At 60.3% G+C, this 17,067-nt stretch carries 17 protein-coding genes and 1 tRNA gene; 7 read left to right on the top strand and 11 right to left on the bottom strand.

Annotated elements, in window-relative coordinates; translation table 11 throughout:
- Nucleotides 1-121 precede the first annotated feature (121 nt).
- The 5 genes from ACLD1X_RS02035 to ACLD1X_RS02015 form a co-directional block, all read right to left on the bottom strand.
- Entirely contained in the window at nucleotides 122-1,063 is a 942-nt protein-coding gene (locus ACLD1X_RS02035; RefSeq protein ID WP_003171603.1) for a ribose-phosphate pyrophosphokinase, read from the bottom strand.
- 46 nt (nucleotides 1,064-1,109) lie between these two features.
- Nucleotides 1,110-1,184 (bottom strand) — tRNA-Gln (locus ACLD1X_RS02030).
- Nucleotides 1,185-1,220: 36 nt separating this feature from the next.
- The gene (gene ispE, locus ACLD1X_RS02025) at nucleotides 1,221-2,072 is read right to left on the bottom strand and encodes a 4-(cytidine 5'-diphospho)-2-C-methyl-D-erythritol kinase (protein WP_429365894.1); all 852 of its coding nucleotides are present in this window, start codon (nucleotides 2,070-2,072) and stop codon (nucleotides 1,221-1,223) included.
- A 1-nt stretch (nucleotide 2,073) separates the two neighbouring features.
- Nucleotides 2,074-2,691 (bottom strand): lipoprotein insertase outer membrane protein LolB, encoded by a 618-nt coding sequence (lolB, locus tag ACLD1X_RS02020; protein WP_429365893.1) that lies wholly within the window; start codon nucleotides 2,689-2,691, stop codon nucleotides 2,074-2,076.
- Between the two features lie 4 nt (nucleotides 2,692-2,695).
- Nucleotides 2,696-4,420 (bottom strand): tetratricopeptide repeat protein, encoded by a 1,725-nt coding sequence (locus ACLD1X_RS02015; protein WP_429365892.1) that lies wholly within the window; start codon nucleotides 4,418-4,420, stop codon nucleotides 2,696-2,698.
- A gap of 234 nt (nucleotides 4,421-4,654) precedes the next feature.
- Between ACLD1X_RS02015 and hemA the strand changes: the two genes are divergently transcribed.
- From hemA to ACLD1X_RS01985, 6 genes are all read left to right on the top strand, one after another.
- Nucleotides 4,655-5,944, top strand: a complete 1,290-nt coding sequence (gene hemA / locus ACLD1X_RS02010) for a glutamyl-tRNA reductase (protein WP_429365891.1) — start codon at nucleotides 4,655-4,657, stop codon at nucleotides 5,942-5,944.
- Complete coding sequence (gene prfA / locus ACLD1X_RS02005; RefSeq protein WP_008016625.1) at nucleotides 5,941-7,023, top strand: peptide chain release factor 1; 1,083 nt, start codon at nucleotides 5,941-5,943, stop codon at nucleotides 7,021-7,023. Before hemA ends, prfA begins: the two co-directional genes overlap by 4 nt.
- Entirely contained in the window at nucleotides 7,024-7,854 is an 831-nt protein-coding gene (gene prmC / locus ACLD1X_RS02000; RefSeq protein WP_429365890.1) for a peptide chain release factor N(5)-glutamine methyltransferase, read from the top strand.
- Nucleotides 7,848-8,603, top strand: a complete 756-nt coding sequence (locus ACLD1X_RS01995) for a molybdopterin-synthase adenylyltransferase MoeB (protein ID WP_429365889.1) — start codon at nucleotides 7,848-7,850, stop codon at nucleotides 8,601-8,603. Before prmC ends, ACLD1X_RS01995 begins: the two co-directional genes overlap by 7 nt.
- On the top strand, nucleotides 8,596-9,387 hold the full coding sequence (gene murI / locus ACLD1X_RS01990) for a glutamate racemase (RefSeq protein WP_429365888.1): 792 nt from the start codon (nucleotides 8,596-8,598) through the stop codon (nucleotides 9,385-9,387). Before ACLD1X_RS01995 ends, murI begins: the two co-directional genes overlap by 8 nt.
- A 122-nt stretch (nucleotides 9,388-9,509) precedes the next feature.
- Nucleotides 9,510-10,028 carry an acyloxyacyl hydrolase gene (locus tag ACLD1X_RS01985; protein ID WP_429365887.1) on the top strand — a complete coding sequence of 173 codons (519 nt, stop codon included), beginning with the start codon at nucleotides 9,510-9,512 and terminating at the stop codon, nucleotides 10,026-10,028.
- Between the two features lie 132 nt (nucleotides 10,029-10,160).
- Here ACLD1X_RS01985 and ACLD1X_RS01980 read toward each other — a convergent pair whose 3' ends face one another.
- The 6 genes from ACLD1X_RS01980 to ACLD1X_RS01955 all read right to left on the bottom strand — a co-directional run bounded on the left by ACLD1X_RS01980 (nucleotide 10,161) and on the right by ACLD1X_RS01955 (nucleotide 15,962).
- Complete coding sequence (locus tag ACLD1X_RS01980; protein ID WP_429365886.1) at nucleotides 10,161-10,466, bottom strand: YkgJ family cysteine cluster protein; 306 nt, start codon at nucleotides 10,464-10,466, stop codon at nucleotides 10,161-10,163.
- A gap of 93 nt (nucleotides 10,467-10,559) precedes the next feature.
- Complete coding sequence (locus ACLD1X_RS01975) at nucleotides 10,560-11,342, bottom strand: SDR family NAD(P)-dependent oxidoreductase (protein ID WP_429365885.1); 783 nt, start codon at nucleotides 11,340-11,342, stop codon at nucleotides 10,560-10,562.
- 99 nt (nucleotides 11,343-11,441) lie between these two features.
- On the bottom strand, nucleotides 11,442-12,899 hold the full coding sequence (gene phrB / locus ACLD1X_RS01970) for a deoxyribodipyrimidine photo-lyase (protein WP_429365929.1): 1,458 nt from the start codon (nucleotides 12,897-12,899) through the stop codon (nucleotides 11,442-11,444).
- 21 nt (nucleotides 12,900-12,920) lie between these two features.
- A complete protein-coding gene (locus ACLD1X_RS01965; protein WP_429365884.1) occupies nucleotides 12,921-13,862 on the bottom strand; it encodes a MerR family transcriptional regulator in 942 nt (313 codons plus the stop codon).
- Entirely contained in the window at nucleotides 13,862-14,821 is a 960-nt protein-coding gene (locus ACLD1X_RS01960; protein ID WP_429365883.1) for a YbgA family protein, read from the bottom strand. Before ACLD1X_RS01960 ends, ACLD1X_RS01965 begins: the two co-directional genes overlap by 1 nt.
- A gap of 154 nt (nucleotides 14,822-14,975) precedes the next feature.
- Nucleotides 14,976-15,962: an NAD(P)/FAD-dependent oxidoreductase gene (locus tag ACLD1X_RS01955; protein WP_429365882.1), complete on the bottom strand. Its 987-nt coding sequence runs from the start codon at nucleotides 15,960-15,962 to the stop codon at nucleotides 14,976-14,978.
- Between the two features lie 196 nt (nucleotides 15,963-16,158).
- On the opposite strand from ACLD1X_RS01955, the gene ACLD1X_RS01950 reads away from it, so the two are divergent.
- A complete protein-coding gene (locus ACLD1X_RS01950; protein WP_429365881.1) occupies nucleotides 16,159-17,061 on the top strand; it encodes a TIGR01777 family oxidoreductase in 903 nt (300 codons plus the stop codon).
- Nucleotides 17,062-17,067: the final 6 nt, after the last annotated feature.

Below are 17,067 nucleotides of genomic sequence, written 5' to 3'. Positions count from 1 at the left end.
CACTCGCCCCAGCGTTTGCGACCAGCGCTAAAGGCGATATGGGCAAAAAAGCCCCGCCCCGACAGGAATGCCGGGGCGGGGCGCTTTTCGTCAACGAGACATTTCGAGAAGGGCAGGGCCCTTAGCGGAACATCGCGCTGATCGATTCTTCATTGCTGATGCGGCGGACCGCCTCGGCAACTACCGGTGCGATATCCAGTTGGCGGATACGCGCACAGGCTTGTGCTGCAGCGGACAGAGGAATGGTGTTAGTCACCACCAACTCGTCCAGCACGGAATTTTCAATGTTTTCGATCGCCCGACCCGACAGCACCGGGTGCGTGCAGTAGGCGAAAACCTTGGCTGCGCCATGCTCTTTCAGGGCCTTGGCCGCGTGGCACAGGGTGCCGGCGGTATCGACCATGTCATCGACCAGAATACAGGTGCGCCCTTCGACATCACCGATGATATGCATCACTTCAGAGTGATTGGCTTTCTCACGGCGTTTGTCGATGATCCCGAGATCCACGCCCAGGGATTTGGCAACGGCACGTGCACGCACGACGCCACCAATGTCCGGGGACACGATCATCAGGTTTTCGAAGCGCTGATCTTCGATGTCATCCACCAGAACCGGGGAGCCGTAGATGTTATCTACCGGAATATCGAAGAAACCCTGGATTTGGTCAGCATGCAGATCAACCGTGAGAACACGGTCGATGCCGACTACGGTAAGCATGTCAGCCACGACTTTCGCGCTGATAGCCACACGTGCGGAACGCGGACGGCGATCCTGACGGGCATAACCAAAGTAAGGAATAACAGCAGTGATACGAGTAGCCGAGGAGCGGCGGAAGGCATCAGCCATCACTACCAGTTCCATCAGGTTATCGTTGGTCGGAGCGCAAGTCGGCTGAATAATGAAGACATCTTTACCGCGGACGTTTTCATTGATCTCGGCTGTAATTTCGCCGTCGGAGAATTTACCGACAGAGATGTCACCGAGAGGGATATGCAGCTGACGTACGACACGCCGAGCCAGATCGGGGTTAGCGTTCCCCGTAAAGACCATCATCTTGGACACGCGCAGTACCTGAAGGCTGAGGGTAACCTGGATGAGTATAGGAAAATGGCAGGGGCGGCTGGATTCGAACCAACGCATGGCAGGATCAAAACCTGCTGCCTTACCGCTTGGCGACGCCCCTGTATCTGTTGCAACGATTACCCTGTAATCGGTTCCTTTAGAGCAGACTTTGCAGCTTGCGATGCAACATCGAAACGTTGCTTCCTTTTGCTACAAACCCTGTAAGGGTCTCTGTAAGAAGGGCCGAGACTTTATCAGCTTCAGCTTTGCTTGGGAAGCCCCCAAACACACAACTTCCAGTTCCGGTGAGTTTTGCTTCGGTAAATTTACCTAACAAATTCAAAGCGTTACGTACCTCTGGATAACGCCTTGTTACCACCGGCAAGCAGTCATTTCGACTGTTTCCCTTGGGAACGGGGCGCACTTTAATGGGAGGAGTGTTACGTGTCAACAACGGATCTGAAAAAATTTCTGCCGTACTTACAGAGACTTGCGGCACCAGCACGAGATACCACGGTTCTTCCGGGTCGACAGGGGTCAGTTTTTCCCCCACGCCCTCAGCGAAAGCCGCGTGGCCACGCACGAAAACCGGGACGTCGGCGCCCAGGGTCAATCCCAGGCCAGCCAGGCGATCTTCATCCCAACCCAATTGCCACAGGTGATTGAGGCCGAGCAAAGTCGTTGCGGCATTCGAACTGCCGCCGCCAATGCCGCCGCCCATGGGCAGGATTTTTTCGATCCAGATGTCGACACCCAGTGCGCACCCGGACTGTTCCTGGAGTTTTTTCGCGGCCTTGACGATCAGGTTGCTGTCGTGGGGCACGCCTGCGAATTCGGTGTGCAGTTCAATGACGCCGTCATCACGCAGGGCATAGGTGATTTCGTCACCGTAATCGAGGAACTGAAACATCGTTTGCAGTTCGTGGTAACCGTCTTCGCGGCGACCGAGGATGTGCAGCATCAGGTTGAGTTTGGCCGGCGAGGGCAAAGTCAGGCGATTGGCAGGCATGTCACGACCCCAGTTTGCGTGGTTGCCAGGCCTTGATCACCAGTGTGACGTCAAGGTCGGTGCCATGCAGCTTGATTCGCTCGGGCAGCCAGTAACCGTTTTGCTGGGTGTAGTCGGTGTATTCGACCTTCCAGCCATCCTGTTCGAGGTTGGCCAGGCGGCTGTCGGCATCCAGTGTCAGGTGGCTCTTGCTGTCCGGAGCCGGAAGCCCGCGGACCCACCAGGCCAGGTTGGACACCGGCAACTTCCAGCCCAGCTGCTCTTCGAGCAGCACTTCGGGGTTCGGTGCGTCGTAACGCCCCTGGTTGGCAACTTCCAGCGAAACCTTGCCCGGCCGGCCGGTCAGGCGTGCCGCGCCACGACCCAGCGGGCCGGAGAGGCGAATGTCGTAGTAGTCCTGGCGTTGCAGCCAGAACAGCGTGCCGCTGCCGGAGTCTTTCGGCGCGCGAATGCCGATCTTGCCGTCGATCTGCCAGCCATCGAGACTGGTCAGTTGCTGTTTGTGCTCACGCCATTGGGCTGGATTGCCGTGCCCCTCGACCGATTCGCGGGGACCCAGCCCGGCGCAACCGGCGAGCAGGGCGATAAAGCTGAAAACGATGAAATGGCGCAAAAACATAATCCTAAAGAGTCTCTGATCCGGTCAGGCGTTTGATGGTGCCGCGCAATGTCGGGCTGTCAGGCTGTTCCTTGAGGAACTTGCCCCAGACTTGTCTGGCTTCACGCTGTTTGCCATTGGCCCACAGGACCTCGCCCAGGTGAGCGGCGACTTCCTGATCGGGGAAGCGATCCAGGGCCTGACGCAACAGGCGCTCGGCTTCGTCGAGGTTGCCCATGCGGTAATTCACCCAGCCAAGGCTGTCGAGTACCGCCGGGTCTTCCGGACTGATCTGGTGCGCCTGTTCGATCAGGGCCTTGGCTTCGGCATAGCGCGTGGTGCGGTCGGACAGGGTGTAGCCCAGGGCGTTCAACGCCATGGCATTGTCCGGGTCGCGCTTGATGATCGTGCGCAGGTCTTTTTCCATCTGCGCCAGGTCATTGCGTTTTTCTGCCTGCATGGCGCGGGTGTAGAGCAGGTTCAAGTCGTCCGGGTATTTCTGCAAGGCCTGTTGCAGAACATTCCAGGCCTTGTCGCCCTGATTGTTGGCGGAAAGGGTTTCGACTTCGATCAGGTACAACTGGATGGCGTAATCCGGCTGCTCATCGCGCTCTGCCGCCAGTTTGCGTTGAGCTTCGGCGGTCTTGCCGTTGTTCATCAGGATGTCGGCCTGACGCAATTGCGCCGGCAGGAAATCACTGCCCGGGCCAACCTTGGCATATTCGATCAGGGCGCCTTGCGGGTCGTTTTGTTCTTCGGCGATGCGGCCGAGATTCAGGTGCGCCGAGTCGACATGGCTTTCCCGGGCGATCAGGTCTTCAAGATGGCCCCTGGCCTCTTTCCAGTCCTTGGCTTCCAGACAGACCAGCGCCAGGGAGTAACGCAGTTCGTCGTCTTCAGGGTATTGCTGGACCAGGCTCGAGAACTCGGCCTTGGCGTCGTTCATGCGGTCCTGTTCAACCAGCATGCGTGCGTAAGTCAGGCGCAGGCGCTTGTCATCCGGGTATTTCTTGATGCTTTTCTGCAGCAGCGGCAGGGCTTCGTCACCGCGATTGAGGGTTTGCAGCAGGCGTGCGCGCAGCAGGATCGGAGCGATTTCGCCATCGTCCGGCGGATTGTTTTCCAGCAGCGTCAACGCGCCTTTGGCGTCGCCATCCTGTTGCATCAGCAGCGCCTTGCCGAAAATCAGCTGGCTGTTGTTCGGATGACGCTGCAGCAAACGGTCGAAGCTTTGCATCAAGCCGTTGCGGGTGTCCTGGTCGGTGTCGGCCGCGGACAGCGCGAGGAAGTCGAAATGGGTGTCGCCCTTGCCTTGCAGGACTTTCTCCATATAGGCCATGGAGTCGTCATAACGCCCGGCGCGTGCCAGTTGCACGGCGGCGGCACGTTGCGCTTCGAGGTCGTCGGGGGCGTTCCTGGCCCAGATCAGCGCGGTATCCAGGGCGGCCTGGTCGGCGCCCAGGTATTCGGCGATACGGAATGCCCGCTCGGAGATGCCCGGATCCTGGGTGTTGATGGCCTGGGTCACATAGTTGTCCAGCGCAATGTCGAAACGATTGCGTTGGCCAGCCAGTTCGGCGCTCAACAGGCTGAAGATGGTTTCCTCGCTGAAGGAGCTGTAGACCTTGGGCTTTTCTGGAGCCGGGGTGCTGTCTTCAACCGGCGGCGTACCGTCCGGCGAAACGGGTGCCAAGGCCTGGCAGCCGCTGAGGAAGACAAAAGCGAGGAGCAACGCGGAAGATCTATTCATATAGGAAGAGGACGACTAACCTGCGGTCAGATCATCATGACACAAGCTTTCGGCCAAACATAACCGGCCCGCCAATTTACCCGCGCGGCGGATCCGGCGAAACCTGGGAGGCCTTTAAACGAGAACCGCTCGCAACCTCGGCGTTGCCTACCGGCGCGATAGATATCCAATAGTTGTTCTGATTCCGTCGAAGTAGGACAATTACCGGCTTCACGTCACAATCAGCGACTTTGAATGGCCTTCCTTGCACTCGGTATTAACCACAAGACTGCTTCAGTAGACGTCCGCGAGCGCGTGGCTTTTACCCCTGAGCAGCTGGTTGAGGCCCTGCAGCAGCTCTGCCGACTCACCGACAGCCGCGAAGCTGCGATCCTCTCCACCTGCAATCGCAGTGAACTTTATATAGAACAGGATCACCTGTCGGCGGATGTCGTGCTGCACTGGCTGGCCGAATATCATCATTTGAGCTTCGATGAGCTGCGCGCAAGCGCCTATGTGCACGAAGATGATGCGGCAGTTCGTCACATGATGCGGGTGGCTTCCGGGCTCGACTCGCTGGTGTTGGGTGAACCGCAGATCCTCGGCCAAATGAAGTCGGCTTATGCCGTGGCCCGCGAGGCTGGCACCATCGGGCCATTGCTCGGGCGGCTGTTCCAGGCCACGTTCAATGCGGCCAAGCAGGTGCGCACCGATACGGCGATCGGCGAGAACCCGGTATCGGTGGCGTTTGCCGCGGTGAGCCTGGCGAAACAGATTTTCAGCGACCTGCAGCGCAGCCAGGCCTTGCTGATCGGAGCCGGCGAGACCATCACCCTGGTCGCCCGCCATCTCCATGACCTGGGTGTAAAGCGCATCGTGGTCGCCAACCGTACCCTGGAGCGCGCGAGCATTCTGGCCGAACAGTTCGGCGCCCATGCCGTGTTGCTGTCGGATATTCCGGCGGAGCTGGTACGCAGCGATATCGTCATCAGTTCCACTGCCAGCCAGCTGCCGATACTGGGCAAGGGTGCAGTGGAAAGCGCCTTGAAACTGCGCAAGCACAAACCAATATTCATGGTGGACATCGCCGTTCCGCGCGACATCGAGCCAGAAGTCGGCGAGTTGGACGATGTTTACCTCTATAGCGTCGACGATCTTCACGAAGTGGTCGCCGAGAACCTCAAGAGCCGCCAGGGCGCAGCCCAGGCCGCCGAAGAGATGGTCTCGGTCGGCGCCGAAGACTTCATGGTCCGCCTGCGTGAATTGGCGGCGGTGGACGTGCTCAAGGCCTATCGTCAACAGAGCGAACGCCTGCGTGACGAAGAATTGCAAAAGGCCCAGCGCCTGCTGGCCAACGGCAGCAGTGCCGAAGAGGTGCTGGTGCAACTGGCTCGCGGGCTGACCAACAAACTGTTGCACGCACCGAGCGTGCAGTTGAAAAAGCTCTCTGCCGAAGGTCGCCTGGATGCGTTGGCGATGGCCCAGGAACTCTTTGCCCTCGGTGAGGGCTCATCGGATAGCTTTTCGGATAAAAAACCGCAATGAAAGCGTCACTGCTCAATAAGCTGGACATTCTCCAGGACCGTTTCGAGGAATTGACCGCCCTGCTGGGCGACGGCGAGGTCATTTCCGATCAGAACAAGTTCCGCACCTATTCCAAGGAGTACGCGGAAGTTGAACCGATCGTGAACGCCTATAAACAGCTGCTGAAAGTGCAGGCCGACCTTGAAGGCGCCCAGGCTCTGCTCAAGGACAGCGACCCGGACATGCGTGAAATGGCCGTGGAAGAAGTCCGCGAGGCCAAGGAGCGCCTGGTCACGCTCGAAGCCGACCTGCAGCGCATGCTGTTGCCCAAGGACCCGAATGACGGGCGCAACGTGTTCCTCGAAATCCGTGCCGGCACCGGCGGCGACGAGGCGGCGATTTTCTCCGGCGATCTGTTCCGCATGTATTCGCGCTACGCCGAACGTCGTGGCTGGCGAGTGGAAATTCTCTCGGAAAACGAGGGTGAACACGGCGGTTATAAAGAGGTGATCGCCCGGGTCGAGGGCGACAACGTCTACGGCAAGCTGAAATTCGAGTCTGGCGCCCATCGCGTGCAGCGGGTGCCGGCGACCGAGTCCCAGGGCCGTATCCACACGTCTGCCTGCACCGTGGCGGTATTGCCCGAGCCGGACGAACAGGAAGCCATCGAGATCAACCCGGCCGACCTGCGCATCGATACCTATCGCTCCTCCGGCGCCGGTGGCCAGCACGTCAACAAGACCGACTCGGCTATCCGTATCACGCACTTGCCGTCCGGCATCGTGGTCGAATGCCAGGAAGAACGTTCACAGCACAAGAACCGTGCCCGGGCGATGTCCTGGTTGTCGGCCAAGCTGAACGACCAGCAGACCTCGGCCGCGGCCAACGCCATCGCCAGTGAGCGCAAGTTGCTGGTCGGTTCCGGTGATCGCTCCGAGCGCATCCGCACCTACAACTTTGCCCAGGGCCGGGTCACCGACCATCGGGTCAACCTGACCTTGTATTCCCTCGACGAGATCCTCGCCGGCGGCGTCGAGGCGGTGATCGAGCCGTTGCTGGCCGAGTACCAGGCCGATCAACTGGCAGCGATAGGTGAGTAAATGACGATCATTGCCAGTTTGTTGCGCGCCGCCGATTTACCCGACTCGCCGACGGCGCGTCTGGATGCCGAATTGTTGCTGGCGGCGGCGTTGGGCAAGTCCCGCAGTTTCCTGCACACCTGGCCGGAACGCATCGTGCCGAGCGAAGCGGCGCTGACGTTCGCCGAGTATTTGCAGCGCCGCCGCAGCGGCGAGCCGGTGGCCTATATCCTCGGCCAGCAAGGTTTCTGGAAGCTGGATCTGGAAGTGGCGCCGCACACGCTGATCCCGCGCCCGGATACCGAACTGCTGGTGGAAGCTGCGCTGGAGTTGTTGCCGGCCACTCCGGCCAAGGTCCTCGACCTGGGCACCGGCAGTGGCGCGATTGCCCTGGCCCTGGCGAGCGAGCGTCCGGCCTGGAGCGTCACGGCCGTGGATCGCGTGCTGGAAGCGGTGGCCCTGGCCGAACGCAATCGCCAGCGCCTGCATCTGACTAACGCCAAGGTCCTGAGCAGCCATTGGTTCGGTGCCCTGCAAGGTCAGCGTTTTCAACTGATCATCAGCAATCCGCCGTACATTGCCGCGGCCGATCCGCATCTGGTCGAAGGCGATGTGCGCTTTGAACCGGCCAGCGCCCTGGTGGCCGGTGTCGACGGGCTCGACGATCTGCGTCTGATCGTCGCCCAGGCGCCAGACCATCTCGACGCTGGCGGCTGGTTGATGCTCGAACATGGTTATGATCAGGCCGAGGCGGTCCGCGATTTGCTGCTGACCCGTGGTTTCGAGGAAGTTCACAGCCGCACCGATCTGGGCGGTCACCAACGCATCAGTCTGGGGCGCCTGCCGTGCTGAATGATCAGGAGTTGCTGCGTTACAGCCGGCAGATTCTGCTGCAACACATCGATATCGACGGCCAGTTGCGGCTCAAGGACAGCCGCGTATTGATCGTCGGCCTCGGAGGCCTCGGCGCGCCAGTGGCGCTGTACCTCGCCGCCGCAGGCGTCGGCGAGTTGCATCTGGCGGACTTCGACACGGTCGACCTGACCAACCTGCAACGCCAGATCATTCATGACACCGACAGCATCGGCATGGGCAAGGTAGATTCGGCGATCAAGCGCCTGACAGCGATCAACCCCGAGATCCGCTTGATCGCTCATCGTGCGGCGCTGGATGAAGATTCCCTGGCCGCTACGGTAGCCGCCGTGGACCTGGTGCTCGATTGCTCGGACAATTTCTCCACCCGTGAAGCGGTCAATGCCGCTTGTGTGGCGGCTGGCAAACCGCTGGTCAGCGGCGCGGCGATTCGCCTCGAAGGGCAATTGTCGGTGTTCGATCCGCGGCGGCCAGAGAGCCCGTGCTACCACTGTTTGTACGGGCACGGCAGCGAAGCCGAACTGACCTGCAGCGAAGCCGGGGTGGTGGGGCCGCTGGTGGGGCTGGTCGGCAGCCTGCAAGCGCTTGAAGCGCTGAAGTTGCTGGCCGGATTCGGCGAGCCGCTGGTGGGGCGCCTGCTGTTGATCGATGCCTTGGGCACGCGTTTTCGCGAATTGCGGGTCAAGCGCGATCCGGGCTGCAGCGTCTGTGGATCTTCACATGCGTGAGGCGCCAATCGGCGTATTCGACTCCGGCGTCGGTGGGCTCTCGGTGCTGGCCGAGATCCAGCGCTTGTTGCCCAACGAGACGCTGATGTACGTCGCCGATTGCGGAAATGTTCCCTATGGCGAGAAAACCCCGGAATTCATCCAGCAGCGTTGCAGCGTCATGGCCGACTTCTTTCAGCAACAAGGCGCCAAGGCCCTGGTGCTGGCCTGCAACACGGCGACGGTGTCCGGCGTTGCCGACTTGCGCCGCGACTATCCCCAATGGCCCATCGTCGGCATGGAGCCGGCAGTCAAGCCGGCCGCCGCCGCCACCCGCTCCGGCGTGGTGGGGGTACTGGCAACCACCGGCACCTTGCAGAGCGCCAAGTTCGCCGCATTGCTCGACCGTTTCGCCACGGACGTGAAAGTGATTACCCAGCCATGTCCCGGGCTGGTGGAACTGATTGAAAACGGTGATCTGCGCAGCCCCGAGCTGCGCCAGCTGTTGGCCAGGTATGTCCAGCCATTGCTCGCCGCCGGCGCGGACACCCTGATTCTCGGCTGCACCCATTACCCCTTTCTCAAGCCGATGCTCCGGCAGATGATCCCCGAGGACATCAGCCTGATCGACACCGGTGCTGCCGTCGCACGGCAACTCCAGCGGCTATTGGCCGAAGGCGAACTGCTCGCCGAAGGGCCTGCCCGTGAGGCGCAGTTCTGGACCAGCGCCGATCCGCTTCATTTCAGAAATATCTTGCCGATACTGTGGAATACCCATGGCGTTGTGCGAAGCTTCAACAGGTAAAAGATTGGCCGGGGGAATACGAAAAATCGGGTGAACTTCTGATTGATCGCTGACTTCTATAAGCGTTGCAGGGCTTGGCAACATAAAAATCATACGAAATCGTTCGGAAAAGGAAGTTTCTCGTGAAGCGACTATTCTGTTTGGCCGCGATTGCGGCCGCATTAATGGGGCACACCTTTACTGCGCAGGCGGCAGGTGTGGAATTTGCGGTTGGTCAGACCAGCGATTCGACCATGACGTATCGACTGGGCATGCAGTTCGATTGGGACCAGAGCTGGTGGCAGAGTGACGTCGGTCGCGTGACCGGCTACTGGAGCGGTGCGTATACCTACTGGGAAGGCGACAAGACCTCGAGCAACAACAGCCTGTCGTTCTCTCCTGTGTTCGTCTACGAATTTGCCGGTCAGAACGTCAAGCCGTATGTTGAAGCAGGCATTGGCGTGGCGGTGTTCTCCCATACCCGGCTCGAAGACAACAACATCGGCGGTGCTTTCCAGTTTGAAGACCGTATCGGTTTTGGCCTGCGCTTCAATGGCGGCCATGAAGTCGGGATCCGCGCGACGCACTATTCCAACGCCGGGCTCGCCAGTTCCAACGACGGTGTAGAAAGTTACTCGCTGCATTACACGTTGCCGTTGTAAGACACGGTGCTGTTTTGGATGTGGGAGCGGGCTTGCTCGCGAAAGCGGATCAGCATTCAACAGTAATGTTGACTGGTACGCCGCTTTCGCGAGCAAGCCCGCTCCCACATTTGTATTTTGGTGACTTCAAAACTAGCGATACGCCGTCGAAATCCCCTGGCGTTCGTCGATGCACTCCGGTGCGCCCATCTCGAACTCCCGGCAGATCAGCGGGCGTTTTTCGTAGATGGTGCACATCATCGTGTTGCGATCCAGTGCCGCACACCAGCCGTCGTCCAGGCGCAGCATGACTTCCCCGCCCCAGTCATCGGTATCGATGAACCGTTCAGGCACACCCGTATCGGTGATCAGCATGACTTCGAGCTGACAGCAGCAGGCTGCGCAGCTCGAGCAGGTGATTGCGGGTTCCGCGATTTGCGTATGGGGGATGGTTTTCATGGCGCGCAGTGTAAGGCAGTCGCCGGGAGCTGTGTGAAAGGTCGGACGGACGCAGGTCAGCCCCCGGGGTACCGCTGCCGATGATGGCGTTTTTCAAGGTTGATCCTTGCCCGGTGGCTGGCTACGCATCATGCGTTTGCCGATCTCCAGTTTCACTTGGTCCGGCTGTCTGGAGAGCGGCCAGAGGGTGGCCATGAACGCTGCCGGGAAAGTGATTTCGAGAGGGCGGTCCTGGAGTTTTTCGAAGATGTGTCGTGCGGCTTTCTCCACGGGCCAGCTCAAGGGCATGGGGAGTCCGTCTTTCATCGTCAGCGGCGATTCGACGCAACCGGGGCTGATCACCGTGACTTCTATGCCTTCGGGAGCCAGGTCGATGCGCAGGGAGTCGAACAGATAACGCAGCCCTGGCTTCGAGGCGCCGCAGGCTTCTGCCCTGGGCAGCGGCAGGTAAGTCACGGTACTGGCCATGGCCACCATATGCGGGGCGGTGCCGGCACGCAGCAAGGGCAGGGCGGTGTCGATGCAATAGCTGCTGGCCAACAGGTTGGTGCGCACCACATGCTCGACAATTGACGCGTCGAACTGCCTGGCGTCCACATATTCGCTGGTGCCGGCGTTGAGTATCACGGTGTCCAGCGAGCCCCAGTCCTCTGCTATCTGCTCGCCAATTTCGCGGACGGTCTGGCTGTTGGTCAGGTCTCCGGCGACCACCAGCACTTGTCCCGGATAACGTAGCGACAAGACTTTGAGCGGTCCCGGCGAGCGTGCACTGACGGCCAGGTGCCCACCGGTCTTCAGGATTTCTTCGGCCAGGGCGGCACCAATGCCGCTGCTGGCGCCGGTCAGCCAATATCGGCGTGGAGGTGTACGACTCATCCCAAGCTCCTTATCAGCCAGGCAATTGCCCGGTCCGCCAAATGTTCCAGGTTGTCTTTTCCAAGCGTCATCAAGTGCCGGGCAAACGGCTTCAGGAGACTACTCATGGGCACTCCCTGCCAGCTCGGCGGAGTGTTGCCGTGAGGGCAGGTTCTTGAACGCCGTCAATGCGCGCGTTCGGGAGGTACTCAAGTCGACGATCGGTGAGGGGTAATCCACCACACCAAAAAGGCCGCCGAGACTGGCGGGGTTGTGCACTTCTTTCTTGTTCAGCCCAGCCAGTTCCGGCAGCCAGTGTTTTATGAACAGGCCTTCCGGGTCGAATTTTTCCGACTGGCTCAACGGGTTGAAAATCCGGAAGTAAGGCGCCGAGTCTGTGCCGGTGGAGGAACTCCACTGCCAGCCACCATTGTTCGCCGCCAGGTCGCCATCGATCAGGTGGCGCATGAAAAAACGTTCGCCTTCGCGCCAGTCGATCAGCAGGTTCTTGGTCAGGAACATCGCCACCACCATGCGCAGGCGGTTGTGCATCCAGCCGGTAGCCAACAGTTGGCGCATGGCCGCGTCGATGATCGGCAAGCCGGTACGCGCCTGTTGCCAGGCGGCCAGCTCTTCGGGGGCGTGGCGCCAGGCCAGCGCTTCGGTTTCCGGGCGAAACGCGCGGTGCCGGGACACCCGTGGATAACCCACCAGGATGTGTTTGTAGAACTCGCGCCACAGCAGTTCGTTGATCCAGGTGACGGCGCCGGTCTTGCCGCTTTCGAACTCACCCTGATTGCTGTTCAAGGCGGCGTGCAGGCATTGGCGAGGAGAAATCACCCCGGCGGCGAGATAGGCCGAGAGCTGGCTGGTGCCGGGTTTTGCCGGGAAGTCGCGTTCGTGATGGTAATGCTCGATCTGTGCATCGCTAAAACTGTCGAGGCGACGCCGGGCTTCGGTTTCGCCCGCCGGCCACAGGCCGCGCAGGTTATCAGCGGGCGTCGCGAATCCTTCGACACTCAAGGGGATCGCATCGCTGGCAATGTTAAGCGGCGCTTGCTTGTGCGGTGCGCGGACCAGGCTGGGCAGCGAGTGGTGCAGGCGTTCGTAGCAGACTTTACGGAACTGGCTGTAGACCTGAAAGTAAGTGCCGGTCCGGGTCAGCACACTGCCTGGCTTGAACAGCAACTGATCGAGGTAGTGATGAACTTCGATGCCTTCGGCCTCGAGCGTGCTGGCGACCGCGGCATCGCGACGGGATTCATGGATGCCGTACTCTTCGTTGAGGTGCACTGCATTGACTTGCCATTGTCGGCACAGCTTCAGCAGCGCGGCTGGAGCGTCCTCCCAGCGAGGGGCCCGGCGGACCAGCAGGGGAATGTTCAGTTGACCCAGTTCGCGGCTCAACTCGCGCAGGTTACGCAGCCAGAAGTCCACTTTGCAGGGCGCGTCATCGTGTTCCAGCCATTGTTCCGGACTCAGCAGATACACAGCCACGCACGGGCCTCGAGCCGCGGCAGCCGAGAGGGCGGTGTTGTCATGCAGGCGCAAGTCGCTGCGCAGCCAGATCAGTTGCATGTCGGTAGCCACGCGATTCATCTAAATCAGCCCGCGCTGAATGAGTGCCTGATGTGCCGACAATGGATCCTCGGCCAGGTACAAATCAGCGATCCCGATAGTACTTGCGGACAACTCGGAGTGGTGGATGCACACCGTTGGTCCGGCAATCATTTTTGGGCAACCGACACCTTTGAAAAGTTTCGGCAGTTGCGTCAGGTTAATAGCCTGGCTGGAGTACAGCAGAACACCACAGGGTCGCAGTAGTTCAACCGCCAATGCCAGTTCACCGACAGGCAGCGATCCGTCGAAGACCTCCACCGGGCAATCGGCACTGCTGATCAGCCAGGCCGTTAGCCACAGCTGAGGCTCCATGGGCAAGTCCGAGTGGTTGATCAACAGCAGCGGCGCGGCGCGCAGCTGACGATTGTTATGGTAAATGCGTGCGCCGAATTTGCTGCGCAGCCAGGCACAAAAAAACACCCGCTCCATCTGCGCACCGAACTGACCTTGCCAGCGTAGCTCCAGAGCGGCGAGCAGGGGCATCAGCAAGTGCTCGCACAGGGTTCGCGGCGGATACAGCGCCATTGCCTGATTCACGCTGTCATCGAGCGCGCGTTCCTGCAATTCGCTGACCGCCTTTAGCAACGTTTGCAGCAAGGTGTGCCATTCGTTGTCGACGGGCTCGCCGAAGGCTTGCGGTGTGTCGAGCAATTGCTTGACCTGGCTGACGGCAACACCACGGTTGAGCCAGGTAAGGATGGCCTGAATGCGTAGTACATGGTCGGCCGAGAACAACCGGTGCCCCTTGGGAGTGCGTTGCGGCACGATCAGGCCGTAGCGCCGCTCCCAGGCGCGCAAGGTCACGGCATTGACACCGGTTTGCCGCGCCACTTCACGAATCGGCAGCCAGCCTTCGTCCAGCGCCTTTTTTATGTCATCGCCAAGGTCTTCGCGGGCGCTGGTGTCGAGTACTTTTTTCATCAGATGGCATTTCGCAGGCTGAGGTTTTCCGGGTGCGGTTGCAGGTAAACCTGCTGTGCGATGTAAGGATCCGGGTATTGGCGGAAATAGTGTTTGAGCAGTGTCAGCGGCACCACCAGCGGCACGATGCCCAGGCGATACTGGCTGATCACATGCTGCACTTCGTGCTTGTCTTCGCGGCTGATGGCCTGTTTCAGGTAGCCACTGAGGTGCTGCAGGACATTGGTATGGGTACCGCGGGTGGCGCACTTTTTCAGGGCCGCCATCAGTTCACTGAAATAACGCATGCCCAGTTCGTTCGGATCGGTATGGCCCATGTTGCCCAGCAGGTTGCCGAGCACTTTGTATTGCTGCGGGTTGTGCGCCATCAGCAGGTATTTGTAGCGCGAGTGAAAGTCCGTGAGACCACGCCGGGTCAGGCCTTCCTGGCACAGCTGCTGCCAGGCGCTGTAGGCGAATACGCGAGTGAGGAAGTTTTCCCGTAGCACCGGATCGTTGAGCCGGCCGTCTTCCTCTACCGGCAAGTCTGTGTGCAGCAGGCAGAAAGCCCGGGCGTAGATCCCGCGACTGCCACCGTCTGCCCGTGCGCCGTTGGCGTGGTAGACCTTGACCCGCTCCAGGCCACAGGACGGGGAATTCTGCATGAAGATATAGCCGCAAATATCCCCCAACTGTACCGCCATGTCGCGGCCGTAGGTGGCCAGCCGCTGTGTCACGTTAAGGCTGTGATCGAGGGTTCCCACGGCTTCGGGGTAATCGGCACCGCTCACCAACCGAATCGGTTGACGTGGCACGCCGAGGCCGATGGCGACTTCCGGGCAGACCGGGATGAAATCGAAGTAATCAGTGAGGGTGCGGCTGCACAGCCGCGACTCCTTGTGCCCGCCGTTGTAGCGCACGTCGAGCCCCATCAGGCAGGCGCTGATGGCTATTTTCGGTTTGGCGGGGGAGTGGGGCATCGGAGCACCTCGAATCTGAACCTGTACAAACACACGGGTCTGTACAAGATAACTTCATCATAGATTCGAAGTTATACAAGTCAAATTTTATGTATAGATTTTTGACCGGCTGCTGTCCATGGCGACAGCAGCGACTTACTCGGGTCGATGCCCTTTACTGCAGATGTTCATGCAAGCGGCGGGCGGCTTCCTGACCGCTGAGCCAGGCCCCTTCAACGCGCCCGGACAGGCACCAGTCGCCACAGGCGTACAGCCCCAGGTCGGCATCGGCCAGGGTGCCCCATTCGTGACTGCTGGCGGGGCGGGCGTAGAGCCAGCGGTGGGCGAGGCTGAAGCTCGGCGCGGGCATGGAGTCGTGCAACAGTTCGGCGAATGCGCCATGCAGTTGTTCGATCACGGCCTCCTTGGACAGGTCGATGTGCTGGCGACTCCAGGCGCTGGTGGCGTGTAGCACCCAGGTGTCGAGGGTGTTGTCGCGCCCGGGTTTGCTGCGGTTGCGGGCCAGCCAGTCGAGTGGGCTGTCCTGTACGAAGCAGCCTTCCATGGGGGTTTCCAGTGGCGTTTCAAAGGCCAGGGCAATGGCCCAGGTCGGGTCCATTTTCACTCCGGCGGCGGCGCCCGCGAGCTTCGGCGCCGATGCCAGCAACGCCGTGGCTTGTGGCGCTGGCGTGGCAATGACCACGTGGCTGAACGGTCCGTGGGTGAAGCCCTCGGCGTCCTGCAGATGCCAGTGTTCTTCACCGCGATAGACCTCGGTGATCCGGCAGGCGAAATGCACTTCAAGGTCACCGAGCAGGGCGCGGGTGATGGCGCTCATGCGGGGCGTACCGACCCAGCGGGTCTGCTCGTCCGGCGACAGGTTGAGCTGGCCGCCATGGTAGGTGTACAGCTGCGGTGTCCATTCGGCGACCCAGCCGTTGGCTTGCCAGCGCTGGACTTCCGTGACAAAGCGGCGGTCGCGGGCGGTGAAATATTGCGCACCCATGTCCAGGGCCCCCGCATCGCTGCGCTTGCTCGACATGCGTCCGCCGCTGCCGCGGCTTTTATCGAACAGGTGAACCACATGCCCGAGGTCGGTCAGGGCCTGGGCGGCGGAGAGTCCGGCAATGCCGGTGCCAATGATTGCGATAGGTACAGTCATAGGGGCCTCGTTTACCTTTCTGTACAGACTACGCCGGGGTTCAAACCTGTACAATATTGTTTTTTGGTATAACTTTTAGCGTTCTTGTTCTCATAGCTTGGCCTATTGTTAAACATAGAGCCTGCTCGATACCAAAGATCCCTGCTTATAAAAATAGACTAATGGACAGGGTAAAACGCCACGCGAGGAAGAAGTCATGCACATATTGCTGACCGGCGGTACTGGTTTGATAGGACGTCAGCTTTGCCGGCATTGGTTGGGGCAGGGCCATCGCCTGACAGTCTGGAGTCGCAAGCCGGAAAAAGTCGCGAAAATATGTGGTGTCCAAGTGCGTGGAATTGCTCGTCTGGAGGATCTGGGGCAGGAGCCGGTGGATGCGATAGTCAATCTTGCCGGAGCGCCGATTGCCGATCGGCCCTGGACACACAAACGTAAAGCCTTGTTGTGGAGCAGCCGGATCACACTGACCGAAACCTTGCTGGCGTGGCTTGAAAGTCGCGAGCAGAGACCACGGGTCCTGATTTCCGGCTCTGCTGTCGGCTGGTATGGCGATGGAGGCGAGCGTGAACTGACCGAGGACTCGGCGCCGGTCAGCGAAGACTTCGCCAGCCAGTTATGCATCGCCTGGGAGGAGACGGCGCAGCGGGCTGAAACCCTGGGCATTCGCGTCATGTTCATCCGTACCGGGTTGGTGCTGTCGGCGCAGGGCGGCTTTTTGTCGCGTCTGCTGCTGCCGTTCAAGCTGGGCCTGGGAGGCCCGATCGGCAACGGCCGGCAGTGGATGCCGTGGATTCATATCGACGATCAAATCGCCCTGATTGATTTTCTTCTGCACCGCAACGAGGCCAGCGGTCCCTATAATGCGTGCGCGCCCAAACCGGTGCGCAACCGCGAGTTTGCCAAGGCGTTGGGCAGCGTGCTGCATCGCCCGACGTTCATGCCGATGCCGGCCTTCGCATTGAAGGTGGGGTTGGGCGAGCTGTCGCTGTTGTTGCTGGGTGGTCAACGGGCCACGCCGGTTCGCCTGTTGAAGGCGGGTTTCACCTTTCAGTTCACGGATTTGCGCGCGGCTCTGGACGATCTGTCCGGTCGCCTTTGAATAGGA

It is taken from the genome of Pseudomonas sp. 18173 (assembly GCF_050432945.1).
In the GTDB taxonomy this organism is placed as follows: Bacteria; Pseudomonadota; Gammaproteobacteria; order Pseudomonadales; family Pseudomonadaceae; genus Aquipseudomonas.
This window is presented reverse-complemented; position numbering and strand designations above follow the sequence as displayed.

Excerpts from the sequence above, each read along its gene's own strand:
- ispE (WP_429365894.1), bottom strand. The coding sequence starts at position 2,072 with ATGCCTGCCAATCGCCTGACTTTGCCCTCGCCGGCCAAACTCAACCTG.
- lolB (WP_429365893.1), bottom strand. The coding sequence starts at position 2,691 with ATGTTTTTGCGCCATTTCATCGTTTTCAGCTTTATCGCCCTGCTCGCC.
- ACLD1X_RS02015 (WP_429365892.1), bottom strand. The coding sequence starts at position 4,420 with ATGAATAGATCTTCCGCGTTGCTCCTCGCTTTTGTCTTCCTCAGCGGC.
- hemA (WP_429365891.1), top strand. The coding sequence starts at position 4,655 with ATGGCCTTCCTTGCACTCGGTATTAACCACAAGACTGCTTCAGTAGAC.
- prfA (WP_008016625.1), top strand. The coding sequence starts at position 5,941 with ATGAAAGCGTCACTGCTCAATAAGCTGGACATTCTCCAGGACCGTTTC.
- prmC (WP_429365890.1), top strand. The coding sequence starts at position 7,024 with ATGACGATCATTGCCAGTTTGTTGCGCGCCGCCGATTTACCCGACTCG.
- murI (WP_429365888.1), top strand. The coding sequence starts at position 8,596 with ATGCGTGAGGCGCCAATCGGCGTATTCGACTCCGGCGTCGGTGGGCTC.
- ACLD1X_RS01980 (WP_429365886.1), bottom strand. The coding sequence starts at position 10,466 with ATGAAAACCATCCCCCATACGCAAATCGCGGAACCCGCAATCACCTGC.
- ACLD1X_RS01975 (WP_429365885.1), bottom strand. The coding sequence starts at position 11,342 with ATGAGTCGTACACCTCCACGCCGATATTGGCTGACCGGCGCCAGCAGC.
- phrB (WP_429365929.1), bottom strand. The coding sequence starts at position 12,899 with ATGCAACTGATCTGGCTGCGCAGCGACTTGCGCCTGCATGACAACACC.
- ACLD1X_RS01965 (WP_429365884.1), bottom strand. The coding sequence starts at position 13,862 with ATGAAAAAAGTACTCGACACCAGCGCCCGCGAAGACCTTGGCGATGAC.
- ACLD1X_RS01960 (WP_429365883.1), bottom strand. The coding sequence starts at position 14,821 with ATGCCCCACTCCCCCGCCAAACCGAAAATAGCCATCAGCGCCTGCCTG.
- ACLD1X_RS01955 (WP_429365882.1), bottom strand. The coding sequence starts at position 15,962 with ATGACTGTACCTATCGCAATCATTGGCACCGGCATTGCCGGACTCTCC.
- ACLD1X_RS01950 (WP_429365881.1), top strand. The coding sequence starts at position 16,159 with ATGCACATATTGCTGACCGGCGGTACTGGTTTGATAGGACGTCAGCTT.